This is a genomic window from Nocardioides pymetrozini (assembly GCF_046058985.1).
Classification (GTDB): Bacteria; Actinomycetota; Actinomycetes; order Propionibacteriales; family Nocardioidaceae; genus Nocardioides.
The window spans coordinates 3,906,636-3,925,008 of record NZ_CP175556.1 but is presented as its reverse complement, the minus strand read 5'-3'; the positions used below and the strand labels follow the sequence as shown (position 1 = coordinate 3,925,008).

Genomic DNA, 18,373 nt, shown 5'->3' with positions numbered 1-18,373 from the left:
GACGGCCGCCCCGGGGAGACCCGGGGGGCGGCCGTCGCCGTTCACGGCGCGGTCAGGAGCGCAGGTAGGCGAGCACGGCCAGCACCCGGCGATGCCCGCTGTCGGAGGCCGCGAGGCCGAGCTTGGCGAAGATGTTGCCGATGTGCTTGCTGACGGCCGTCTCGGTCACGACCAGCCGCGCGGCGATCGTCGCGTTGTCGAGCCCCTCGGCCATCAGCCCGAGGACCTCGCGCTCGCGGGCCGTCAGCGACTGCACCGGGTCGTCGGCCCGGCGGCGGCTCATCAGCTGGGAGATCACCTCGGGGTCCATCACCGTGCCGCCCGAGGCGACCCGGCGCAGGGCGTCGACGAACGCCGCCACCTTGCCCACCCGCTCCTTGAGCAGGTAGCCGAGACCGTCGGCCCCTCGGGCGAGCAGCTCCCCGGCGTACCGGTCCTCGACATAGGCGGACAGCACGAGCACGGGGAAGCCGGGACGGCGCGCCCGCGCCTCGGCGGCCGCCTTCAGCCCCTCGCTGGTGAAGGTGGGCGGCATGCGTACGTCGACCACGGCGGCGTCGGCCCCGTCGAGATGTGCGAGGAGGTCGTCGCCGTTGTCCACCGCGGCGACCACGTCGAACCCCTCGCTGCGCAGCAGCAGCGCCAGCCCCTCGCGCAGGAGGGTGTCGTCCTCCGCGATCACGACCCGCACGTCAGCTCCGCTCTCACGGTCGTCGGCCCGCCCGGCGGGCTGGTCACGGCCATCCGGCCCTCGAAGGCCTCCACCCGGCGCCGCATCCCGGCCAGGCCGCCGCCCGGCCGCTCGACCGCGCCGCCGGCGCCGTCGTCCTCCACCTCGACGACCAGCAGCGGGCCCTCGGTGGCGACCCGGACGCGCGCGGCACCGGCCGCGCTGTACTTGTTCACGTTGTTGAGCGCCTCCGCGACGAGGAAGTACGTGGCCGACTCGACGGCCGCGGGCACGCGCCCGAGGTCGCCGACCTCGAGGGTGCACGGTACGACGCTGCGCCCGGCGAGCGACCCGAGCGCCCCCTCGAGGCCCAGCTCGTCGAGGATCGGCGGGTAGATGTCGTGCACCGTCCGCCGCAGGCCGGCGAGCGCGTCCGTCGCGGCCTCCTGCGCGCGACGCAGCTGGGGCAGCCCGTCCTCCCCGGTCTCGAACGCCCGCTCGGCGAGCCCCATCATCATCACCACACTGACCAGCCGGTTCTGGGCGCCGTCGTGCAGGTCGCGCTCGATGCGGCGCAGCTCGGCGGCGTGCGCGTCCAGCGCGGCGGCCCGGCTCAGCGTCAGGGAGTCGACCCGGGCGCGCAGCTCGTGCCGCCGGTCCGGCGTGAGCAGGCGAGCCGAGACGGCGGCGACCCCGCGCGCCGCGGCCGGGACGACGAGCCACGCCATCGCCGCATAGGCCGCCGCCACCAGCGGCATCGTCGCGGCCAGGCCCCACGACGTCACGGGGTAGGGCGCCATGACCGGCTCGTCGGCCGGGGCGCGGAACCAGTAGAAGGGGACGGACAGCGAGCTGACGACGCCGAGGGGGAGGGTCACGCAGACCAGCGCGACGGTGAACGTCGGCAGCCCGTGGACCGTGAGCCAGGCGAGCTCGCGCGCGGTCTGACGGGAGAACGCGAAGCGCAACCGTGCGTCGATCGTGCGGTCGGCCGGCTCCTCGGCCTCCGGCCCGGCGACCGTCGTACCGAGGAACGCGCCGATCCGCGACCGGGACCGTCCGCTCCACACGCGCAGGAGGCGCACCGCCTCGGGCAGGACGAGGACCCCTCCGGTCAGCAGCATGAGGGGTGCCAGGAGGAGGAACGCCAGGAACAGGCCGAGGGACACGGCGGATGCCCCGACCTCGACCGTGAGGAAGCGCCAGTCGCGCGCCCACGCGCGCAACCGGTCCGACGTCATGGCCCCAGTCTGCCGGGCCTCGCCCGTCGGCACGGTATAGCCAGCTCCACCATCGGTACGGCAGCCAGCCGGATTCTGCCGACCGCCGCGGATTCCTAGCGTGGACGCATGATCAGAGCCAGCCGGGCGACCCAGGTCGCCGTCCCGTCCAGCCCTCCCGCCGGCGAGGCCCTCCGCCTCGACGGCGTCGTCAAGAAGTACGGCGCGGGCGCCACCGCGACCGTCGCGCTGCGCGGCATCGACCTGGTGCTCGTCCCGGGCTCGTTCACCGCCATCATGGGCCCCTCGGGTTCGGGCAAGAGCACGCTCCTGCACGTGGCCGCCGGCCTCGACAGCCCGACCTCCGGCAGCGTCCGGCTCGGCGGCACCGAGATCGCGGGGCTGCGCTCCGCGCAGCGCACCCGGTTCCGGCGTGACCACGTCGGCTTCGTCTTCCAGGCCTACAACCTCCTGCCCGCGCTCAGCGTCGAGCAGAACATCGCGCTGCCCCTGATGCTCGGACAGCGCGCGCCCGACCCGGCCTGGCTCGACTTCCTGATCTCCTCGGTCGGGCTCGTCGACCAGCGTCACCGGCTGCCGAGCGACCTGTCCGGCGGCCAGCAGCAGCGGGTCGCGATCGCGCGCGCCCTGGTCACCCGTCCGCACGTCGTGTTCGCCGACGAGCCCACCGGGGCGCTCGACTCGCGCACCGGGCGGCAGGTCCTGGACCTGCTGGCGCACACGACGCGGGAGCTGGACCAGACCGTGGTGATGGTGACCCACGACCCCGTCGTCGCCGCGCACGCCGAGCGGGTCATCTTCCTCGCCGACGGCGCCTTCGCCGGACACCTGGACGGGGCGACGCCCACCCAGATCACCCAGTACCTGAGCGGGCTGGGGGAGTGGTGATGGCACGGCCCTCCGCGCAGCGCACCGGCCTGGGCACGCTGGTCCGTGCCGACCTGCGCCGCCACCGCGGCGGCTTCACCGGCGTCGCCGTCGCGATCCTGGTCGCCACCATGCTCGTGACCGGCCTCGGCGTCCTCGTCGAGTCGGGGATCCGCGGCGGCCTCGCCCCGCAGCGCTACGCCGGCGCCGACCTGGTCGTCACCGGGAAGCAGAGCGTGCCCGTCCCCGACGACCTCGCGCTGAGCCTCACCGAGCGGGTGCCCGCACCGGACCCCGCGTCGATCGCGGACGTCCCCGGCGTCACCCGCGTCGTCAGCGATGTCACCGTTCCCCTCGTCCGCCTCGCGGGCGACCGGCCGGACGAGCCGGTCGAGGCCCATCCCTGGGCCGCGACCCGGCTGACGCCCTTCTCCCTGGTCGACGGGCGCGAGCCCGAGGCCGCCGACGAGGTGGCGATGGTGGCCGGGAGCGCGGAGGTGGGCGAGCGCGTCGAGCTCGCGCACGGCGGCACCCGCGCGTCGTACCGCGTCACCGGGGTGGTGTCCGCCGAGACCCGGGTCGATCGCGCCGAGCACGTCTTCCTGACCGAAGCGCGGATCGCGCAGCTCGACCCGCACGAGGGCGCCGCCCAGGCGCTCGGGGTCTTCACCGACGGCGACCCCGACCACGTCGCGGACCGGATCCGCGCCGACCAGCCCACGGCCGAAGTGGCCAGGGGCGCGGGGCGCGGCGACGCCGAGTTCCTCGACTCGGGCTCCTCCCGCGCGACCCTGGTCGCCCTCGGCAGCGCCTTCGCCGGCACCAGCCTGCTCGTCGCCCTCTTCGTCGTAGCCGGCACCCTGTCCCTGTCCGTGCAGGCACGGCGCCGCGAGTTCGCCCTGCTGCGCGCCGTCGGCGCCGTCCCCGGGCAGGTCCACGCCCTCGTGGCCCGTGAGGTGCTCGCCGTCGCCGGGGTGGCGGCCCTCGTCGGCATCGCGCCGGGCTACCTGCTCGCCGGCATCCTCCAGCGCGCGTTCGTCGCCGGCGACGTGATCCCCGGTGACTTCGCGCTCGCGTACGGACCGCTGCCCGCCGTCGGTGCCGTCCTCGTCGTGCTCCTGACCGCGTGGGCAGCGGCCCGCCTGGCGACGCGCCGGCCGGCGAAGCTGGACCCGGTCGCGGCCATGCGCGAAGGCGCCAACGGGCCAAGGACCACCGGCCGGGCGCGGCTCGCCGTGGGCACCGCGATCATCGGGATCGGGCTGGCCGTCTCCCTGGTCCCGGTCTGGGTGCGCGGTGAGGAGGCGGCCGCCGCCTCCGCCAGCGCGACCCTCGTCCTCATGATCGGCGCCGCGGTCCTCGGTCCGGCGCTCGTCTCGGGCGCCGTGCGCCTGGTGCCGGCGGCGCTGGGCCGTACGTCGTCCGCAGTCCTGCTCGCCACGGCGAACGGCCGGGCCAACAGCCGCCGGCTCGCCAGCGCGGTCACCCCGATCGCGCTCGGCATCGCCCTCGGCCTGGTCCAGCTCGGCGCGCCCGCGATCGTCGCCGACGAGGCGGCGGACCAGGTCCTCGCGGGCGTCACGGCCGACCTGCGGGTCGTCGTACCGGGGGGCCTGTCGCCGCAGACCGTCGACGCGGTCGCGGACCTGCCGGCGGTGGAGGTCGCCTCCCCGGTGACCACCAGCCAGGCCGTCCTCGACTACGAGGCCTTCGACGGCGCCGACGCCCGCAGCGACCAGGTGCTCCAGGGGATCGACCCGGCAACCTCCCCGGAGGTGCTCGACCTGCGGGTGCGCGAGGGCTCGCTCGACGATCTCGGCGGGGCGGACCGCGTCGCCCTGAGCACCGACGCCGCGCGGACCCTCGGCGTCGTCCTCGGCGACCGGGTCGCGGGCCGCTTCGGCGACGGCTCCGCGCTGCGCGCGCGGGTCGTCGCGGTCTACGAGCGCGGCCTGGGCTTCGGGGGGGTGACGATGGACGAGGCGGCGGTACGCCGGCACACCACCGCCGGACTGTCCTCCTTCGCGCTCGTCGCGAGCGCGGACCCGGGCGCCGCCCGCGCGGCCATCCAGGGACTCGGCCTCACCGCGGTCGCCGGCTCCGGCGAGGCCGCCGGCGCGGACGCCCAGGAGCAGCAGGGCTGGGTGAACCTCGTGGCCCTGCTCGTGATCCTCGGCTACATCGCGATCGCGGTCGTCAACTCCCTCGCCATGGCGACGGGGGAGCGGTCGCGGGAGTTCGCCCTCCTGCAGCTCGTCGGCGGCGCCCGCGGGCAGGTGCGCGCGATGATGCGCTTCGAGTCGGTCCTGCTCGCCGTGGTCGCCGCCGTCCTCGGCATCGTGCTGGCCCTGCCCCCGCTGGTCGGCATCAGCATCGGCATCTCCGGACAGCCGCTCCCGAGCCTGCCCCTGCTCGGCAGCGCGGCCGTCGTCGTCGCGATGGCGGGGCTCGCGCTCGCCGCGCTCGCCGTCGCCACCGGGGCCGCGATGCGCACCCGGCCGGTCAGCGAGATCGGCTCGCGGCAGTAGCGCCCCGCCTCGGGGCGTCGTGTGCCCGGGGCGCGGGCGTGGCTTAGGGTCTGCGGGTGCCTCGCCCCGTTCCCCGCCTCGCCTGCGTCCTGGCCGTGCTCGCCGGACTGGTCCTCACCCTGTGCGGTACGACGGCGCGGGCCGACGACCGCGGGGAGCGCTATCCCGAGCCCTTCTTCAACGGCAACGTCGGCGACCCCAGTGTCGCGATGGTGGGCAAGCGGATGGTCGTCGTGGCCACGGGTCCGCAGATCAGCCGTGCGTACAAGGACCCGGGCCGGACCTGGCGCTACCAGCAGCCGGTGCTCACCCGGCGCCCGGCGTGGGCCGTGGGCGAGGGCGGCATCTGGGCTGCGGACATCGCCAAGGTCGGTCGCCGCTGGGTCCTCTACTTCGCCGTCCCGGTCGCCGGACTCGGCGACTTCGGGCGGTGCATCGGGGTGGCCGTCGCCAAGCGGCCGCTCGACGCCTTCCGGCCGGTCGGCAAGCGCCCCCTCGTGTGCCCGTCCGCGGCGCTGGTGCCGACGGCGCAGGACCCGGTCGCGACCCCGGACCTGCCCAGTCGTGGCGTCATCGACCCGTCCCTGTACACCGAGGGCAAGCAGCACTACCTGCTCTACAAGACCGACGGGCGCCCCTCCTCGATCCGGCTGCTGCCGCTGAGCAAGAGCGGCCGCCGCGTGCGCACCGGCCAGGACCCGGCGAACCCCAGCGTGGAGCTGGTCCGCTCGGAGGGCGTCATCGAGAACCCCGCGCTGCTGCGCAGGTCCGGCTCCTACTACCTCTTCGCCTCCGAGGGCGACTTCGCGCGCTGCAGCTACCACCAGACGTGGCGGCAGTCCACCTCCCTGACCGACTGGACGGCGGCGGTGCCGGCCGTCCTCCTCGACAGCGCCGTCACCGGCGGGCTGTGCGGTCCCGCCGGGGGCGACGTGCTCCGGCACAAGGGCCGCACCACCCTGTACTTCCACGGCTGGGTCCGGCTGCACTCCTCCAAGCCGAAGGGCGCCGACTACTGGGCGTGGAACGGCGGAGAGAGGTTCGGCAGGCGCGCGATGTACGCCGCGCGGCTGAGCTTCCCGGCCGGTGTGCCGACGGTGAAGAAGTACGTGACGCGCAAGGGCGTGCCGACGCGCGTTCCGGCGCCGTACTGACGCCCGAATCGGTAGGGTCGTCGGCATGAGCGAGCGCGACCTGCTGGCCGGCTACGTCGAGACCTGGTGGAGCGCCGTCGAGGACTTCCTCGCGCTGCTCGAGGAGCTCGGCCCCGACGACTGGAGCACGCCGACCGACCTCGCCGGCTGGGACGTGAAGGCCGTCGCCTCCCACACGGCGCACCTGGAGTCGATCCTGGCCGGCGGCCCGGAGGAGTCCGCGGACATCGGCGCACCCTCGCACGTGACCGGTCCGATGGGGCAGTTCACCGAGATCGGCGTCGTCACCCGCCGCGACCGGGAGCCGGCGTCGATCATCGAGGAGATCCGCGCCAGCACGGGCACCCGCCGCGCCGCGCTCGAGGCCGCGCCCCCGACGGAGGCCGAGGCGCCGGCCGACGGCATCTTCGGCCTGATCGGGTGGAGCACCCGCACCCTGCTGCGCAACCGCCCGCTCGACGTGTGGATGCACGAACAGGACATCCGCCGCGCCGTCGGCCGACCCGGGGGGATGGACTCCGCGGCCGCCCGCCACACCGCGGACTACCTCAGCGAGGGCTTCGGCTACGTGGTCGGCAAGCGGGTCGCGCCGCCCGCCGGCACGACGGCCGTCCTCGCCGTGGAGGGAAGCGCGCCCGTCGCGGTGCGGGTCGGTGACGACGGCCGCGCGCACCGGCTGGACGTCGTACCGCACGAGCCGACGGTCGGGCTCGCCATGGACCGCGAGAGCTTCATCGTGCTCGCCGGGGGACGCCGTGCCGCCGCCCCGGGCGCCGTCACCGTGTCGGGCGACCAGGAGCTGGGGGAGCGGATCGTCGCCCACCTCGCCACGACGCCGTAGCCTCGGGCTCCCGCCGCGGCACCTCGACCACTCGAGTTGGAGAGGAAAATATGTCTGACTGGAACGTCGCCGACCTGCCGGACCAGACCGGCCGCACCGTCGTGGTGACCGGTCCCACCCGCGGCGGCCTGGGCCACCACACCGCGCTCGAGCTGGCCCGCCGCGGCGCCCGCGTCGTCCTCGCCGGCCGCAACCCGGCGAAGGTGGAGGAGACCGTCGCCGCCATCCGCGCGGAGGTCCCGGACGCGGACCTCCAGGCGCTGCACCTCGACCTTGCCAGCCTGAGCTCGGTGCGCACCGCTGCGGCCGCGGCCGCCCAGATCGGCCCGATCGACGTCCTCGTCAACAACGCGGGGGTGATGGGCACGAAGTACGCACGCACCGCCGACGGGCTCGAGCTGCAGATGGCCACCAACCACTTCGGTCCGTTCCTGCTGACCGGACTGCTGCTCCCGCAGCTGGTGGCGAGCGGCGACGGCCGCGTCGTCACCGTCTCGTCGCTGTTCCACACCTTCGCCGGCAAGGCGCCGCTGGGTGACCCCCGCGAGCAGATCGGGCGCTTCAACACCTGGCGCGTGTACGGGCAGTCCAAGCTCGCCAACCTCTACTTCACCGCCGAGCTCGACCGGCGGCTGCGCGAGGCGGGGCTACCGGTCCGCGCCCTGGCGGCCCATCCCGGCTTCGCGGGCACGCACCTGGCCGCGAACGGCCAGTACGGCCGCTCCTCCGGCGGGATCGCCTCGATCCTCGACGCCGGCGTCAAGGCGGTCTCCCAGTCGGCGGAGGCCGGGGCGTGGCCGTCGCTGATGGCCGCGACCGCCGACCTGCCCGGCAACGCCTTCGTCGGTCCCGGTGGCTTCCGTCAGCTCTCGGGGGTGCCGCGCACCGTCGGGCGCAGCAAGCTCGCGCGCAACGCCGAGCATGCACGGCGGCTGTGGGAGATCAGCGAGGAGACCGTGGACCTGAGGTACCCCGGATGACCGGCGGGCCGAACCGGTACTACCCCGGCCGCGACTCCCACGGCCTCCACGTAGTGATCCGGGACGCGCGGTTCACGCCGGTGCGCTTCGCCCTCGGCTACGACATGCGCCAGGTCGACGACCTCCTCGACCGGCTCGTGGAGGCGCTCGACGCGGGACGACCCGTCCGGCCGCTCGTCGAGGCAGCCACGTTCGACGACGCTCGTTGGCGTGAGGGCTACCGCAAGGTAGACGTCGACGCGCTGCTGGCGGAGGTGGCCAGGCGCGCGGACGCCTGAGGCGCGGCGGCTCCAGGAGTCACGACTCAGGCGGCCAGCGCCGCCGAGCCCGGAAGGACGGTCGGGGGGCAGCTGCAGCTGTCGCTGCACGCCAGGTAGGTGTGGACGGCGTGCCCGCACGCGGGGCACGGCAGGTCGTGGCTGAGGTGCTGGGCGCTCGAGGTGCTCGAGTCGGTGTTCCACATGGCCGTGTCTCCTTCGCGATCGTGGCTGCCCTTCACTAGGACGACGGTCCGGGGCTCCCTGATACGACACGGCAGACGCGGATTTCTTACAGAAATCTCCCGGTGAGCGGTCAGGCGAGAGCGAAGGCCGGCGAGCCGGGCATCACGGTGGGAGCGCAGTCGCACGTGTCGCTGCAGGCCAGGAAGGTGTGCGCGGCGTGCCCACAGGCCAGGCAGGGGAGGTCGTGGCTGAGGTGCTCGGGATGGCGCTCCGGGTGGTACATGTTCTGCCCCCTCTCGGCTCGATGTCGGGCGTCTCGACCATGATGACCCGGTCGAGGGGCGGGACTCATCGGCCGGTCGGGGCCGAGCCGGCGTGGCCCGGAAGGACCAGAGGGGGACCCGAACGAGTCAGCGACCGCGCGGCCCGTAGACGGCCTCGGCCTTCTTGAACGCGGCCTCGCGGGCGACCTTGGTGTTGCGGGCGGCGAGCAGGTAGGCCTGCTCGATCCGCTCGCGGGCGAAGGTACGACGGGGCGAGGACGTCCACGTGTCGTTGAAGAGCCGCTTGGCCGCGGCGACGGCGTCGGGCGACTTGCCGGAGAGCTCGCCGGCCAGGCGCAGGGCACCGGAGAGCGGGTCGTTGTCGAGCCGGGTGACCAGCCCGAGCTCGGCTGCGCGGGAGCCGTCGAAGATTTCGGCGGTCATGGTGAGCAGCTTGGCCTGGTCGATGCCCACGAGCTCCTTGAGGGCCTGGATGCCGGACATGTCGGGGATCAGGCCCCACTTGCCCTCGAGCACCGACCAGCGGGAGTCAGGGGTGGCGATGCGGAAGTCGGCGGCGAGCGCGATCTGAAGGCCGCCACCGAGGCAGTGCCCGTGGACCGCGGCGATCACCGGGACGGGGATCCGGCGGAAGGCCCACGGCGCCTCCTGGAAGGTGTTCGTGCCGCGCAGCGGGCGCGGGAGGAACGCCCTCGCGACGCCGGCGGGGCTGCGCAGTACCGACGCGAAGTCGAGGCCGGCGCAGAAGGCGTCGCCCTCGCCGCTGATGACGACCGCGCGCAGGGTCTTGTCCTTGCGCAGGCGGTGGGCGGTGGCGACGAGGTCGTCGAGGATGTCGAGGGTGAGCGCGTTGAGCTTGTCGGGCCGGTTCAGCCGGACGTGGGCGATGCCGTCGGTGAGGGTGCAGGTGACGTGACCGTCGCGGGTGCTCATGACCCCGATGCTACCCGCAGGTAACATCGGGGTCCATGGGTGGCTCCCGGGCCCTCAGGCGGCCGTGGCCATCTCCTTCTTCGCGGCGGCGCTCTCGAGCAGGCGCTGCATCACGCGGCGCTTGCGCTTGTCGGCGGTCGTCATCGCGTAGAGCAGCTTGAGCTGGCCGGGCAGGTTCTTGGCGTTGGTGGTCGCGAGCCAGCCGTTCGGGAACGACAGGCGGACCACGCGGTGCCAGGCGCTGTACACCTGCTGGGGCAGCGGCGCGGCGTGGTAGTTGAGACCGTACTTCTCGAACACCGCGCGGACCTTGGGCGCCACCTCGGCGTACCGGCTGCTGGGCAGGTCCGGGAAGAGGTGGTGCTCGATCTGGTGGGACAGGTTGCCGGTCATGATGTGCATCAGCTTGGAGCCGGAGATGTTGGCGGAGCCCAGCATCTGGCGCAGGTACCACTCGCCGCGGGTCTCCTTCTCCGGGATCGACTTCAGCTCGAAGGTCTCCACGCCCTCGGGGAAGTGGCCGCACATGATGACCGAGTGCGACCACAGGTTGCGCACGAGGTTGGCGGTGAAGTTGGCGGCGAGCGCCGGCAGGAAGGAACCGGTCGGCGCGGCGAGGACCGGGTTGACGACGTAGTCCTTGGTGGCCTGCTTGCGGATCTTCCGCAGGGTGTTCGCGAGGTTGCGCTTGAACTCCTCGCTGCGCTTCTCCTTGGGCGTGCGCAGGTTGCGGCCGAGCTCGAGGTCGTACGCCGCGATGCCGTACTCGAAGAAGCAGGCGTTGATGAAGTTCCACAGCGGCTGGGCGAGGTAGAGCGGGTACCAGCGCTGCTCCTCGTCGACGCGCATGATGCCGTAGCCGAGGTCGTTGTCCTTGCCGACGATGTTCGTGTACGTGTGGTGGATCTCGTTGTGGGAGTGCTTCCAGCCCTCCGCCGTCGAGGCGTTGTCCCACTCCCACGTGGTGGAGTGGATCTTCGGGTCACGCATCCAGTCCCACTGGCCGTGCATGACGTTGTGGCCGATCTCCATGTTCTCGAGGATCTTGGCGACCGAGAGGCCCACGGTGCCGGCCACCCATGCGGGCGGGAAGATGCTCACGAGCAGTGCGGCGCGGGACGCGAGCTCGAGCTTGCGCTGGACGTCGACCACCTTGCGGATGTACGCCGCGTCCTTCTCGCCGCGCGCGTCGAGCACCTCCTGGCGGATGGCGTCGAGCTCGGCGCCGAGCGCCTCGATGTCCTCGCGGCTCAGGTGGGCGATCGGGTTCTCGGCCTTGTTGGTCACGGTCGTCATGGTGTGGCTCCTTCCGGGTGGTGCCGGGTGGATGTCAGTGGTCGAGGGTGCAGTCGCCGGCGGCGGCGGTGATGCAGGTCTGGATCTTCACGCCGTCGGGGTGGGTCTCCCCGGGCACGGCGACGGTCAGCTCGCCGTTGCGCAGGTCGCGCACGGCGCCGGACTTCATCGGGAGCACGCAGCCCATGCAGATGCCCATCCGGCAGCCGCTGGGCATGAGGACGCCGGCGGACTCGGCGGCGTCGAGGATCGGGACGGTGCCGTCGGTCTCGACCGTCGTTGCCGACGCACCGGCGAAGGTGAGCGTGCCGCCCTCGGCGGCGACGTCGACGACGGTCGGGCGGAAGCGCTCGGTGTGCAGCGTGAGCCGGCGCTCGCCGTAGTACTCCTCGAGCGTGTCGAGGAGCCCGGCGGGACCGCAGGCGTACGCCGTGCGCTCGGCGAGGTCGGGGACCTCGGTCTCGAGGTCGGCGGTGGTCAGCAGGCCGTCGGTGTCGGTGTGCCGCTCGATCAGCCGCAGCCGTCCCGCGTCGGCGTGGGCGCGCAGCTCGGCGCCGAAGATGACCTCGTCGCGCTTCATCGCCGAGTGCACGAGCACGATGTCGTACGCCGCGCGTGCCTCGTCCTCGTTGCGGGAGTACAGGTTGCGCAGCATGCCGATGACCGGCGTGATGCCGGAGCCGGCGGTGACGAGCAGGAGCTTCTGTCGGCGGCCGGCCTGCGGGGGGGTGAGCACGAAGTCGCCCTCGGCCTGGCCGAGGTGGAGCATCTGCCCGGCCGTGGTCCGGCGGACGAGGTGCTGCGACACGGCGCCGTGGGCGGCAGTCGCGGAGGCGGCGGTCGTCGTACTCACATCACCAAGCCTCCCGGTCCGTACCGCTAAACTCATGACCAGAGCCGGTGAATCCCCGCGTCATTCTTGTGCGCGAAGAACAAAAGGAGCGGTCGATGCCCCGTCGCGTGGTGCGCCGGCCCAGGACGGACAAGAGCGTCCTGCTGCCCCCCGAGACCGTGGTGGCGCTCCGTGCCGAGCTGGCGCGCGTGGCCGACGCCGTCGTCGACCAGATCATCCGCGAGGTGCCGCCCTACGAGGACGCCTTCAGCGGCCCGATGGGCGAGACCATTCGCGGCGCCGTGCAGGTCGCGCTCGGCGGCTTCCTGTCCCTCATCAGCGACTCGCGGGGACCCGACGCGATGGCGCCCCGGGCGTCGGCCGTCGACGGTGCCTACCAGCTCGGCCGCGGCGAGGTCCGCAGCGGGCGGACGGCGGACGCGCTGCTGTCGGCGTACCGGATCGGCGCCCGGGTCTCGTGGCGCCACCTGTCGGCGAAGGCGGTGGAGCAGGGGATCGACCCGGCGACGATGGCGTCCTTCGCCGAGCTGGTCTTCGCCTACATCGACGAGCTCTCGGCGGCGAGCGTCGCCGGCCATCGCGACGAGTCGGCGAGCGAGGGCCGCATCCGGCAGCGGATGGTCGAGCGGCTCGCGCGCCACCTGCTGGCGGGCGCACCCGAGGCGACCGTGCTGGCCTCGGCCGAGCGCGCCGAGTGGACCCCGCCGAGCACGCTGACCGCCGTCCTCGTCGCGGAGTCCCAGGCCGGCGCCCTCCTGCAGGTGCTGCGCCGCGGGACCCTGCTGACCACCGACCTGCCCGACCTCGACGGCGCCGCCCTGCTGATGGTGCCCGACGCGCACGGTCGGCGCCGCGCGAGCGTGCTCCGCGCCGTGCGGGGGCGCGACGCCTGGGTCGGACCGGCGCGGCCGTGGGTGGAGGTCCGCGAGTCCTACGACCGCGCCGTCCGCGCGCGTGCGCTCGGCCTGACCGGCGACACCGAGGCCCACCTCCCGCGGCTGGTGCTGACCGCCGACCCCCGGGCCCTGGCCGACCTGCGCGCCCGCGTCCTCGCCCCCCTCGACGAGCTGCGGCCGGCTGCGGCCGCGAAGCTGCGCGAGACGCTGCGAGCCTGGCTGCTGCACCAGGGGCGGCGCGAGGAGGTGGCGGCCACGCTCTTCGTCCACCCCCAGACGGTGCGCTACCGCATGACGCAGATCCGCGACCTCTACGGCGACCGGTTGGAGGACCCCGATACCGTCCTTGCCCTGACCATTGCTCTCGGGGTCGAGGAGGTGAGCGGATGAGGCGCGCGGCCTCCTCGACGTCTCCCGGCATCCCGCTCGGCGTCCCGCCGGCCGTCGTGCTGTCGGGCCTGCTCGCGATCCTCCTCACCGGCTGCTCCGACCCACCCGCGCCGCGGATCGAGCGCAACGAGGGCGCGCGGGCCGGGTCGGCGTACGTCGCTCTCGGCGACTCCTATGCGGCCGGACCGCGGCTGGGGCCGAGCACCGGGCCGGTCGGCTGCGAGCAGACGAGCGGCAACTACGCGCACCGGCTCGCGGAGCGGCTCGACCTGGAGCTCACCGACGTGACCTGCGGCGGCGCCACCACCGAGCACCTGACCGGCTCGCAGACGCCGCCGAACGGCGCGCCCGTGCCCCCGCAGCTCGACGCCCTGAGTGCGGACACCGACATCGTCACGATCGGCATCGGGGGCAACGACGGCAAGGTCTTCTCCGAGCTCGTGACCGCGTGCGTGGGCGCGGCGACCAAGGACCGCGCCGGCGCCCCGTGCACCGCGGAGGGCACCGCGTTCCGGGCCAAGGCCGAGCGCCAGGTCGGCAGGCTGCCGACGCGGATGGGGGAGGCCCTCGAGGCGATCCGCGAGCGCGCGCCCGAGGCGACCGTCTTCGTGGTGGGCTACCCGCACCTCTTCCCCGAGGAGGGCACCTGCGAGCTGCTCCCGCTCGCGCGCGGCGACTACCCCTACGCCCGCGACCTGGTCGACCGCGTCAACGACGCCCTGTCCGCCGCCGCGGACCAGGCCGGGGCGACGTACGTCGACGTGGCCGCCGCCACCGACGGACACGACATCTGCTCGACCGATCCGTGGATCGCCGGCCTGGTCCCGGCCGAGGCGGGCCTGGAGTACCACCCCTACGCGAAGGAGCAGGAGGTCGTCACCGAGCTCCTCGTCGACGAGCTGCGCTGACGCGGTCTGTGGAGAACGGCCGAGCCTGGACGAGAAAACTCACGCTGGGACGAGGATGCTTCCTCGTCCCAGCGTGAGTTTCACCGGCCGGCCGGTGAAACTGTCTCCGGCGGCACCCCCGGAGATCAGCCCTCCAGCGCCTGGATCGCCTCGTGGATCGCGAGCGTCCGCTCGGCGGACTCGACGTGCAGGCTCTCGACCATCTTGCCGTTGTAGGTCACGACCCCGGCGCCGCTCGACTGGCGGGCGTCCTCCCACGCCTGGATCAGCCCGCGAGCGTCCTCGACGGCCTGCTCACTGGGGGCGAAGCCGGCGTTGGCGCCCTCGATCTGGCCCGGGTGGATGAGGGTCTTGCCGTCGAAGCCCATCTGGCGGCCCTGCTCGACCTCGGCGAGGAAGCCGTCGACGTTCTTCACGTCGTTGTAGACGCCGTCGACGATCACGATGCCGGCGGCGCGCGCGGCGAGGAGGGCGAGGCCGAGGCCCGTGATCACGGGCTGGCGTCCGGGCACGTGCTCGGCGTACAGCTCCTTGACCAGGTCGTTGGTGCCCATCACGAAGCCGGTGAGGCGTTCCGACGCCGTGGCGATCGACAGTGCGTTCAGCATGCCGATCGGCGTCTCGACCATCGCCCAGAGCTTCGTCTTCTCCGGAGCGCCGGCCGCGGCGAGCGCGTCGACGAGCGCGAGGACCTCCTCGGCGGAGTTCACCTTGGGCACGAGGACGACGTCCGGGCCGGCCTTGGCAGCCACGCGGACGTCCTCGTCGTGCCACTCGGTGCCGATGCCGTTGACCCCGGATGATCAGGTGGCGGCGGCCGTACTCGCCCGAGGCGACCGCGGCGGCGGCGGCCTCGCGGGCGGCGGGCTTGGCGTCGGGCGCGACGGCGTCCTCGAGGTCGAAGATGATCGCGTCGGCGGGCAGCGTCTTCGCCTTCTCCAGCGCCCGCTCGTTGGAGCTGGGCATGTAGAGGACGGAGCGCAGCGGCTTGAACTCGGTCATGGGTCAGGCCTCCGGGGTCTCGATGGCGTCGTAGGTGGCCTTGAGCTCGGGGTCGATCTCGGCCAGCCTCTCGGCGAGCTCGACGAGCACGAGGCACTGCTTGAGGGAGGCGTCGTCCTCCATCTTGCCGTCGATCATGACCGCACCCGTGCCGTCGCCCATGGCAGCGACGACGCGGCGTGCGTGCGCGATGTCCTCGACGCTGGGGGAGAAGACCCGGTTGGCGATCTTGATCTGGGCCGGGTGGAGCGACCAGGTGCCGACGCAGCCGAGGAGGAAGGCGTTGCGGAACTGGTCCTCGCACGCGACGGTGTCCTTGATGTCGCCGAACGGCCCGTAGTACGGGTAGATCCCGTGCGTCGCGCACGCGTCGACCATCTTGGCGATCGTGTAGTGCCACAGGTCCTGCTGGAAGATCGCGCGCTTCGCGTCCAGGTCGGGCAGGCCGTCCCCCGCCGCGCGGCGCGTCCTCGCGGACGAGATAGCCGGGGTGGCCGCCGCCGACGCGGGTGGTCTTCATCTTGCGGTCGGCCGCGAGGTCGGCGGGGCCGAGCGAGAGGCCCTGCATGCGCGGGGAGGCGCCGCAGATCTCCTCGACGTTGGCGACGCCGCGCGCGCCGTCTCGAGGATCGCGTGGACCAGGATCGGCTTGGACAGGCCGGCCTTCGCCTCCAGCTGGGCAAGGATCCGGTCGACGTAGTGGATGTCCTCGGCGCCCTGCACCTTCGGGACCATGATCACGTCGAGCTTCTCGCCGATCGCCGGCACCAGCGTGGTCAGGTCGTCGAGCACCCACGGGCTGTCGAGCGCGTTGATCCGGGTCCACAGCTGGGTGGGCCCGAAGTCGGTCTCCTGGGCGATGCGGACCAGGCCCTCGCGCGCCGCCACCTTGTTGTCGGCCTTGATGGCGTCCTCGAGGTTGCCCAGCAGCACGTCGACCGAGCCGACCATCGCGGGGATCTTGGCCGCCATCTTCTCGTTGCTGGGGTCGAAGAAGTGGATCGCGCGGCTCGGCCGGGCGGGGATCTCGCGCAGTGGCTGCGGGGCGCCCACCGCCAGCGGTCGGAAGAAGTCCTTGGCACTCTTGTGGCTCACGTTTGGACAAACTACCGGCGAGTCACCCTGTCCGGGTATGACGGATCTCTCGCGAGACGGCCGCGCTCCCCGTGGGCCCCGGAGCAGGCGCGCGTGGTGGAGCACCGTGGTCGCGGCGATCGTGCTGGCCGCGGTCTGGACCGGAGCCGCGATCGCCTGGGCGGCGCTCTACTGGGACCGCCTCGCCGAGGCGTGCCCGGCCTACGACGGCGAGGGCACCATGGCCGCACCGCGCTCGCTCCAGGCGCGCGTGGTCTGCGGCGCCGACGGGAGCGACCTGGTCGCGCCGGGCTTCTACCTGCCCCTTCTCGCGGCGATGGGGGTCCTCGTCCTCGTCGCGGTCCTCCTGTGGGCACGCAGACGACCGCTGCCCGTCGTGGCGCTGCTGTGCGTCGGTGTGATCGGTCTCCCCGTCGTCGCCTCCGAGGTGGCGCTGCGGCTGGAGGACGCCTGCTCCGCGGAGCAGTGGAGACGGTACGGCGCGACGGGATGCGAGCAGGACCGCGAGGCGCGGTGAGCCGGGGCGGGCGTGGGTGCGCCTGACACTCAGCGGCGGCGCCACCACCGACGGCGGGGTGGCGGCTGCGGTGCGCGCACGGTCGTACGACGGGCGGCCTGGCGATCGCGCCAGGCGGCGATCGTCTGCTCGTCGTGCTGCTCGTCGTGCGGCTCCGCGGCAGGCTCCGCCGCGGGTCGGTCCTCGCTCTCGCCCATCGTGCTCACCTCGCCGCCAGCGTACGCAGCGCGCTGTAACCCGCCGGCCCTGTGCACGCGCACAACGCGGGGCCTACTGTTCGGCCTGTGGACGGACCGGACGTCAAGGCGGCGCTGCGCGCGCTCAGCGCCCGGCTGCTGCCCGAGTCCGACCAGCTCGGGGTGGCGATGGCGGACGTGATCCGCGCCGAGATCCCCGGGTACAGCGCCGACGGCCTGGTCACCTACGACGAGCTGGTCACCTCGTGCGCCGTCAACACCCGCTACATCCTCGGCAACCTCGCCGGCGACCTGTCCCGCTCCGAGACGCCGGCGGCGACGGGCACGACCCGAGCGGAGCAGGGCGTCCCCTATGCGGACGTGCTGCAGGCGTTCCGGGTGGGCTCCCGCTTCATCTGGGAGGTCCTCGTGGAGCGCGCCGAGCCCGAGGACCGTGACCTGCTGCTCCTCGCCGCGGCCGACATCTGGGCGGTCAGCGACCAGCTCGCGACCGACGTGACCGACGCCTACCGGCGTGCGACGGCGGACCGGGCACGACGCGACAGCCAGATGCGCGCCGTACTGGTCGGGTCGCTCCTCGACGGCGACGCCGACGCGATGTCGTACGTCGGCGAGACGGCCGGCATGCTCGACCTCGGCCGGGGAAGCGAGTACGTCGTGGTGTCGGCGGAGTCACCGTCGCCGGGCAGCGAGGGCGTGGCCGACGTGGAGCGGGTGCTGCGCAGGGTCCACGTGCGCTCCGCCTGGCGTCTCGACCACGACCACCAGGAGGGCGTCGTCGCGCTGCGCCGCGGCTTCGGGGTCGACCAGCTGGTCGACGTGCTCGACGGGATCGCCCGCGCCCGGGTCGGGGTGAGCACCGTGGTCGCCCGCCTCGACGACATCCCGGAGGCCTGCCGCCAGGCTCGGGTCGCCTGCGCGTCGGTCTCCCCGGGGGCGTCCGCCGTCGGCCGGTTCGGGGCCGACCCGCTCGGGGTCCTGCTGGCGGGGAGCCCGGACCAGGCCCGGATGCTGGTGGACGCGGTCCTGGGTCCCGTGCTCGCTCTGCCGGCGGAGGACCGGGACGTGGTGTTCGCGACGGTGCGCGCCTGGCTGGCCGCCAGCGGATCCACGTCGGCCGCAGCGCGCGAGCTGCACGTGCACCGCAACACCGTGCGCTACCGGATCAGGCGGCTCGAGGAGCTCACCGGACGCGACCTCGCCCGCCCTGTCGACGCCGCGGAGCTGTACGTGGCGCTGGAGTGCGTGCGGATCCTGGGGCTGGGGTGAGGCGGGTGG

Annotated in this window: 20 protein-coding genes and 1 pseudogene; 10 read left to right on the top strand and 11 right to left on the bottom strand. The window is 73.5% G+C overall.

Annotation, left to right across the window (positions count from 1 at the left end):
- Nucleotides 1-52 precede the first annotated feature (52 nt).
- Nucleotides 53-691, bottom strand: a complete 639-nt coding sequence (locus ACJ5H2_RS19230; protein ID WP_408897045.1) for a response regulator — start codon at nt 689-691, stop codon at nt 53-55.
- Nucleotides 679-1,911 carry a sensor histidine kinase gene (locus ACJ5H2_RS19225; RefSeq protein WP_408897044.1) on the bottom strand — a complete coding sequence of 411 codons (1,233 nt, stop codon included), beginning with the start codon at nt 1,909-1,911 and terminating at the stop codon, nt 679-681. The genes ACJ5H2_RS19230 and ACJ5H2_RS19225 overlap by 13 nt, the downstream gene beginning before the upstream one ends.
- Nucleotides 1,912-2,019: 108 nt before the next feature.
- Between ACJ5H2_RS19225 and ACJ5H2_RS19220 the strand changes: the two genes are divergently transcribed.
- The 6 genes from ACJ5H2_RS19220 to ACJ5H2_RS19195 are packed head-to-tail and all read left to right on the top strand — an operon-like array spanning nt 2,020 to nt 8,559.
- Nucleotides 2,020-2,799 carry an ABC transporter ATP-binding protein gene (locus ACJ5H2_RS19220; protein ID WP_408897043.1) on the top strand — a complete coding sequence of 260 codons (780 nt, stop codon included), beginning with the start codon at nt 2,020-2,022 and terminating at the stop codon, nt 2,797-2,799.
- A complete protein-coding gene (locus ACJ5H2_RS19215; RefSeq protein ID WP_408897042.1) occupies nt 2,799-5,306 on the top strand; it encodes an FtsX-like permease family protein in 2,508 nt (835 codons plus the stop codon). Before ACJ5H2_RS19220 ends, ACJ5H2_RS19215 begins: the two co-directional genes overlap by 1 nt.
- A gap of 56 nt (nt 5,307-5,362) precedes the next feature.
- Nucleotides 5,363-6,460, top strand: coding sequence for a family 43 glycosylhydrolase (locus ACJ5H2_RS19210; protein ID WP_408897041.1), 1,098 nt, complete (start codon nt 5,363-5,365; stop codon nt 6,458-6,460).
- A 25-nt stretch (nt 6,461-6,485) separates the two neighbouring features.
- Nucleotides 6,486-7,301, top strand: coding sequence for a maleylpyruvate isomerase family mycothiol-dependent enzyme (locus ACJ5H2_RS19205; RefSeq protein ID WP_408897040.1), 816 nt, complete (start codon nt 6,486-6,488; stop codon nt 7,299-7,301).
- A gap of 50 nt (nt 7,302-7,351) precedes the next feature.
- A complete protein-coding gene (locus ACJ5H2_RS19200; RefSeq protein ID WP_408897039.1) occupies nt 7,352-8,281 on the top strand; it encodes an oxidoreductase in 930 nt (309 codons plus the stop codon).
- Entirely contained in the window at nt 8,278-8,559 is a 282-nt protein-coding gene (locus ACJ5H2_RS19195) for a DivIVA domain-containing protein (protein WP_408897038.1), read from the top strand. Before ACJ5H2_RS19200 ends, ACJ5H2_RS19195 begins: the two co-directional genes overlap by 4 nt.
- Nucleotides 8,560-8,585: 26 nt before the next feature.
- Here ACJ5H2_RS19195 and ACJ5H2_RS19190 read toward each other — a convergent pair whose 3' ends face one another.
- The 5 genes from ACJ5H2_RS19190 to ACJ5H2_RS19170 form a co-directional block, all read right to left on the bottom strand.
- Entirely contained in the window at nt 8,586-8,744 is a 159-nt protein-coding gene (locus tag ACJ5H2_RS19190; protein WP_408897037.1) for a hypothetical protein, read from the bottom strand.
- Nucleotides 8,745-8,854: 110 nt separating this feature from the next.
- Nucleotides 8,855-9,007 (bottom strand): hypothetical protein, encoded by a 153-nt coding sequence (locus tag ACJ5H2_RS19185; RefSeq protein ID WP_408897036.1) that lies wholly within the window; start codon nt 9,005-9,007, stop codon nt 8,855-8,857.
- A 127-nt stretch (nt 9,008-9,134) separates the two neighbouring features.
- A complete protein-coding gene (locus ACJ5H2_RS19180; RefSeq protein ID WP_408897035.1) occupies nt 9,135-9,941 on the bottom strand; it encodes a crotonase/enoyl-CoA hydratase family protein in 807 nt (268 codons plus the stop codon).
- A gap of 54 nt (nt 9,942-9,995) precedes the next feature.
- Nucleotides 9,996-11,237: a fatty acid desaturase family protein gene (locus ACJ5H2_RS19175; protein WP_408897034.1), complete on the bottom strand. Its 1,242-nt coding sequence runs from the start codon at nt 11,235-11,237 to the stop codon at nt 9,996-9,998.
- Nucleotides 11,238-11,271: 34 nt separating this feature from the next.
- Nucleotides 11,272-12,090 carry a flavin reductase family protein gene (locus ACJ5H2_RS19170; protein WP_408897033.1) on the bottom strand — a complete coding sequence of 273 codons (819 nt, stop codon included), beginning with the start codon at nt 12,088-12,090 and terminating at the stop codon, nt 11,272-11,274.
- Between the two features lie 95 nt (nt 12,091-12,185).
- On the opposite strand from ACJ5H2_RS19170, the gene ACJ5H2_RS19165 reads away from it, so the two are divergent.
- Together ACJ5H2_RS19165 and ACJ5H2_RS19160 are read left to right on the top strand one after the other, a co-directional pair.
- Entirely contained in the window at nt 12,186-13,376 is a 1,191-nt protein-coding gene (locus tag ACJ5H2_RS19165; RefSeq protein WP_408897032.1) for a PucR family transcriptional regulator, read from the top strand.
- Nucleotides 13,373-14,284 carry an SGNH/GDSL hydrolase family protein gene (locus ACJ5H2_RS19160; protein WP_408897031.1) on the top strand — a complete coding sequence of 304 codons (912 nt, stop codon included), beginning with the start codon at nt 13,373-13,375 and terminating at the stop codon, nt 14,282-14,284. Before ACJ5H2_RS19165 ends, ACJ5H2_RS19160 begins: the two co-directional genes overlap by 4 nt.
- Nucleotides 14,285-14,409: 125 nt before the next feature.
- On the opposite strand, the pseudogene ACJ5H2_RS19155 reads toward ACJ5H2_RS19160, so the two are convergent.
- From ACJ5H2_RS19155 to ACJ5H2_RS19145, 3 genes and pseudogenes are all read right to left on the bottom strand, one after another.
- Nucleotides 14,410-15,250 (bottom strand): annotated as a pseudogene (locus ACJ5H2_RS19155) (HpcH/HpaI aldolase/citrate lyase family protein).
- 39 nt (nt 15,251-15,289) lie between these two features.
- The gene (locus ACJ5H2_RS19150) at nt 15,290-15,664 is read right to left on the bottom strand and encodes a hypothetical protein (RefSeq protein ID WP_408897030.1); all 375 of its coding nucleotides are present in this window, start codon (nt 15,662-15,664) and stop codon (nt 15,290-15,292) included.
- A 138-nt stretch (nt 15,665-15,802) separates the two neighbouring features.
- On the bottom strand, nt 15,803-16,381 hold the full coding sequence (locus tag ACJ5H2_RS19145) for an aldolase/citrate lyase family protein (RefSeq protein WP_408897029.1): 579 nt from the start codon (nt 16,379-16,381) through the stop codon (nt 15,803-15,805).
- A 106-nt stretch (nt 16,382-16,487) separates the two neighbouring features.
- Here ACJ5H2_RS19145 and ACJ5H2_RS19140 point away from each other — a divergent pair, with 106 nt between their 5' ends.
- Nucleotides 16,488-16,898, top strand: a complete 411-nt coding sequence (locus ACJ5H2_RS19140; protein ID WP_408897028.1) for a hypothetical protein — start codon at nt 16,488-16,490, stop codon at nt 16,896-16,898.
- Between the two features lie 29 nt (nt 16,899-16,927).
- On the opposite strand, the gene ACJ5H2_RS19135 is transcribed toward ACJ5H2_RS19140, so the two are convergent.
- Nucleotides 16,928-17,095, bottom strand: coding sequence for a hypothetical protein (locus tag ACJ5H2_RS19135; protein ID WP_408897027.1), 168 nt, complete (start codon nt 17,093-17,095; stop codon nt 16,928-16,930).
- A gap of 87 nt (nt 17,096-17,182) precedes the next feature.
- Here ACJ5H2_RS19135 and ACJ5H2_RS19130 point away from each other — a divergent pair, with 87 nt between their 5' ends.
- Entirely contained in the window at nt 17,183-18,364 is a 1,182-nt protein-coding gene (locus ACJ5H2_RS19130; RefSeq protein WP_408897026.1) for a PucR family transcriptional regulator, read from the top strand.
- Nucleotides 18,365-18,373 lie beyond the last annotated feature (9 nt).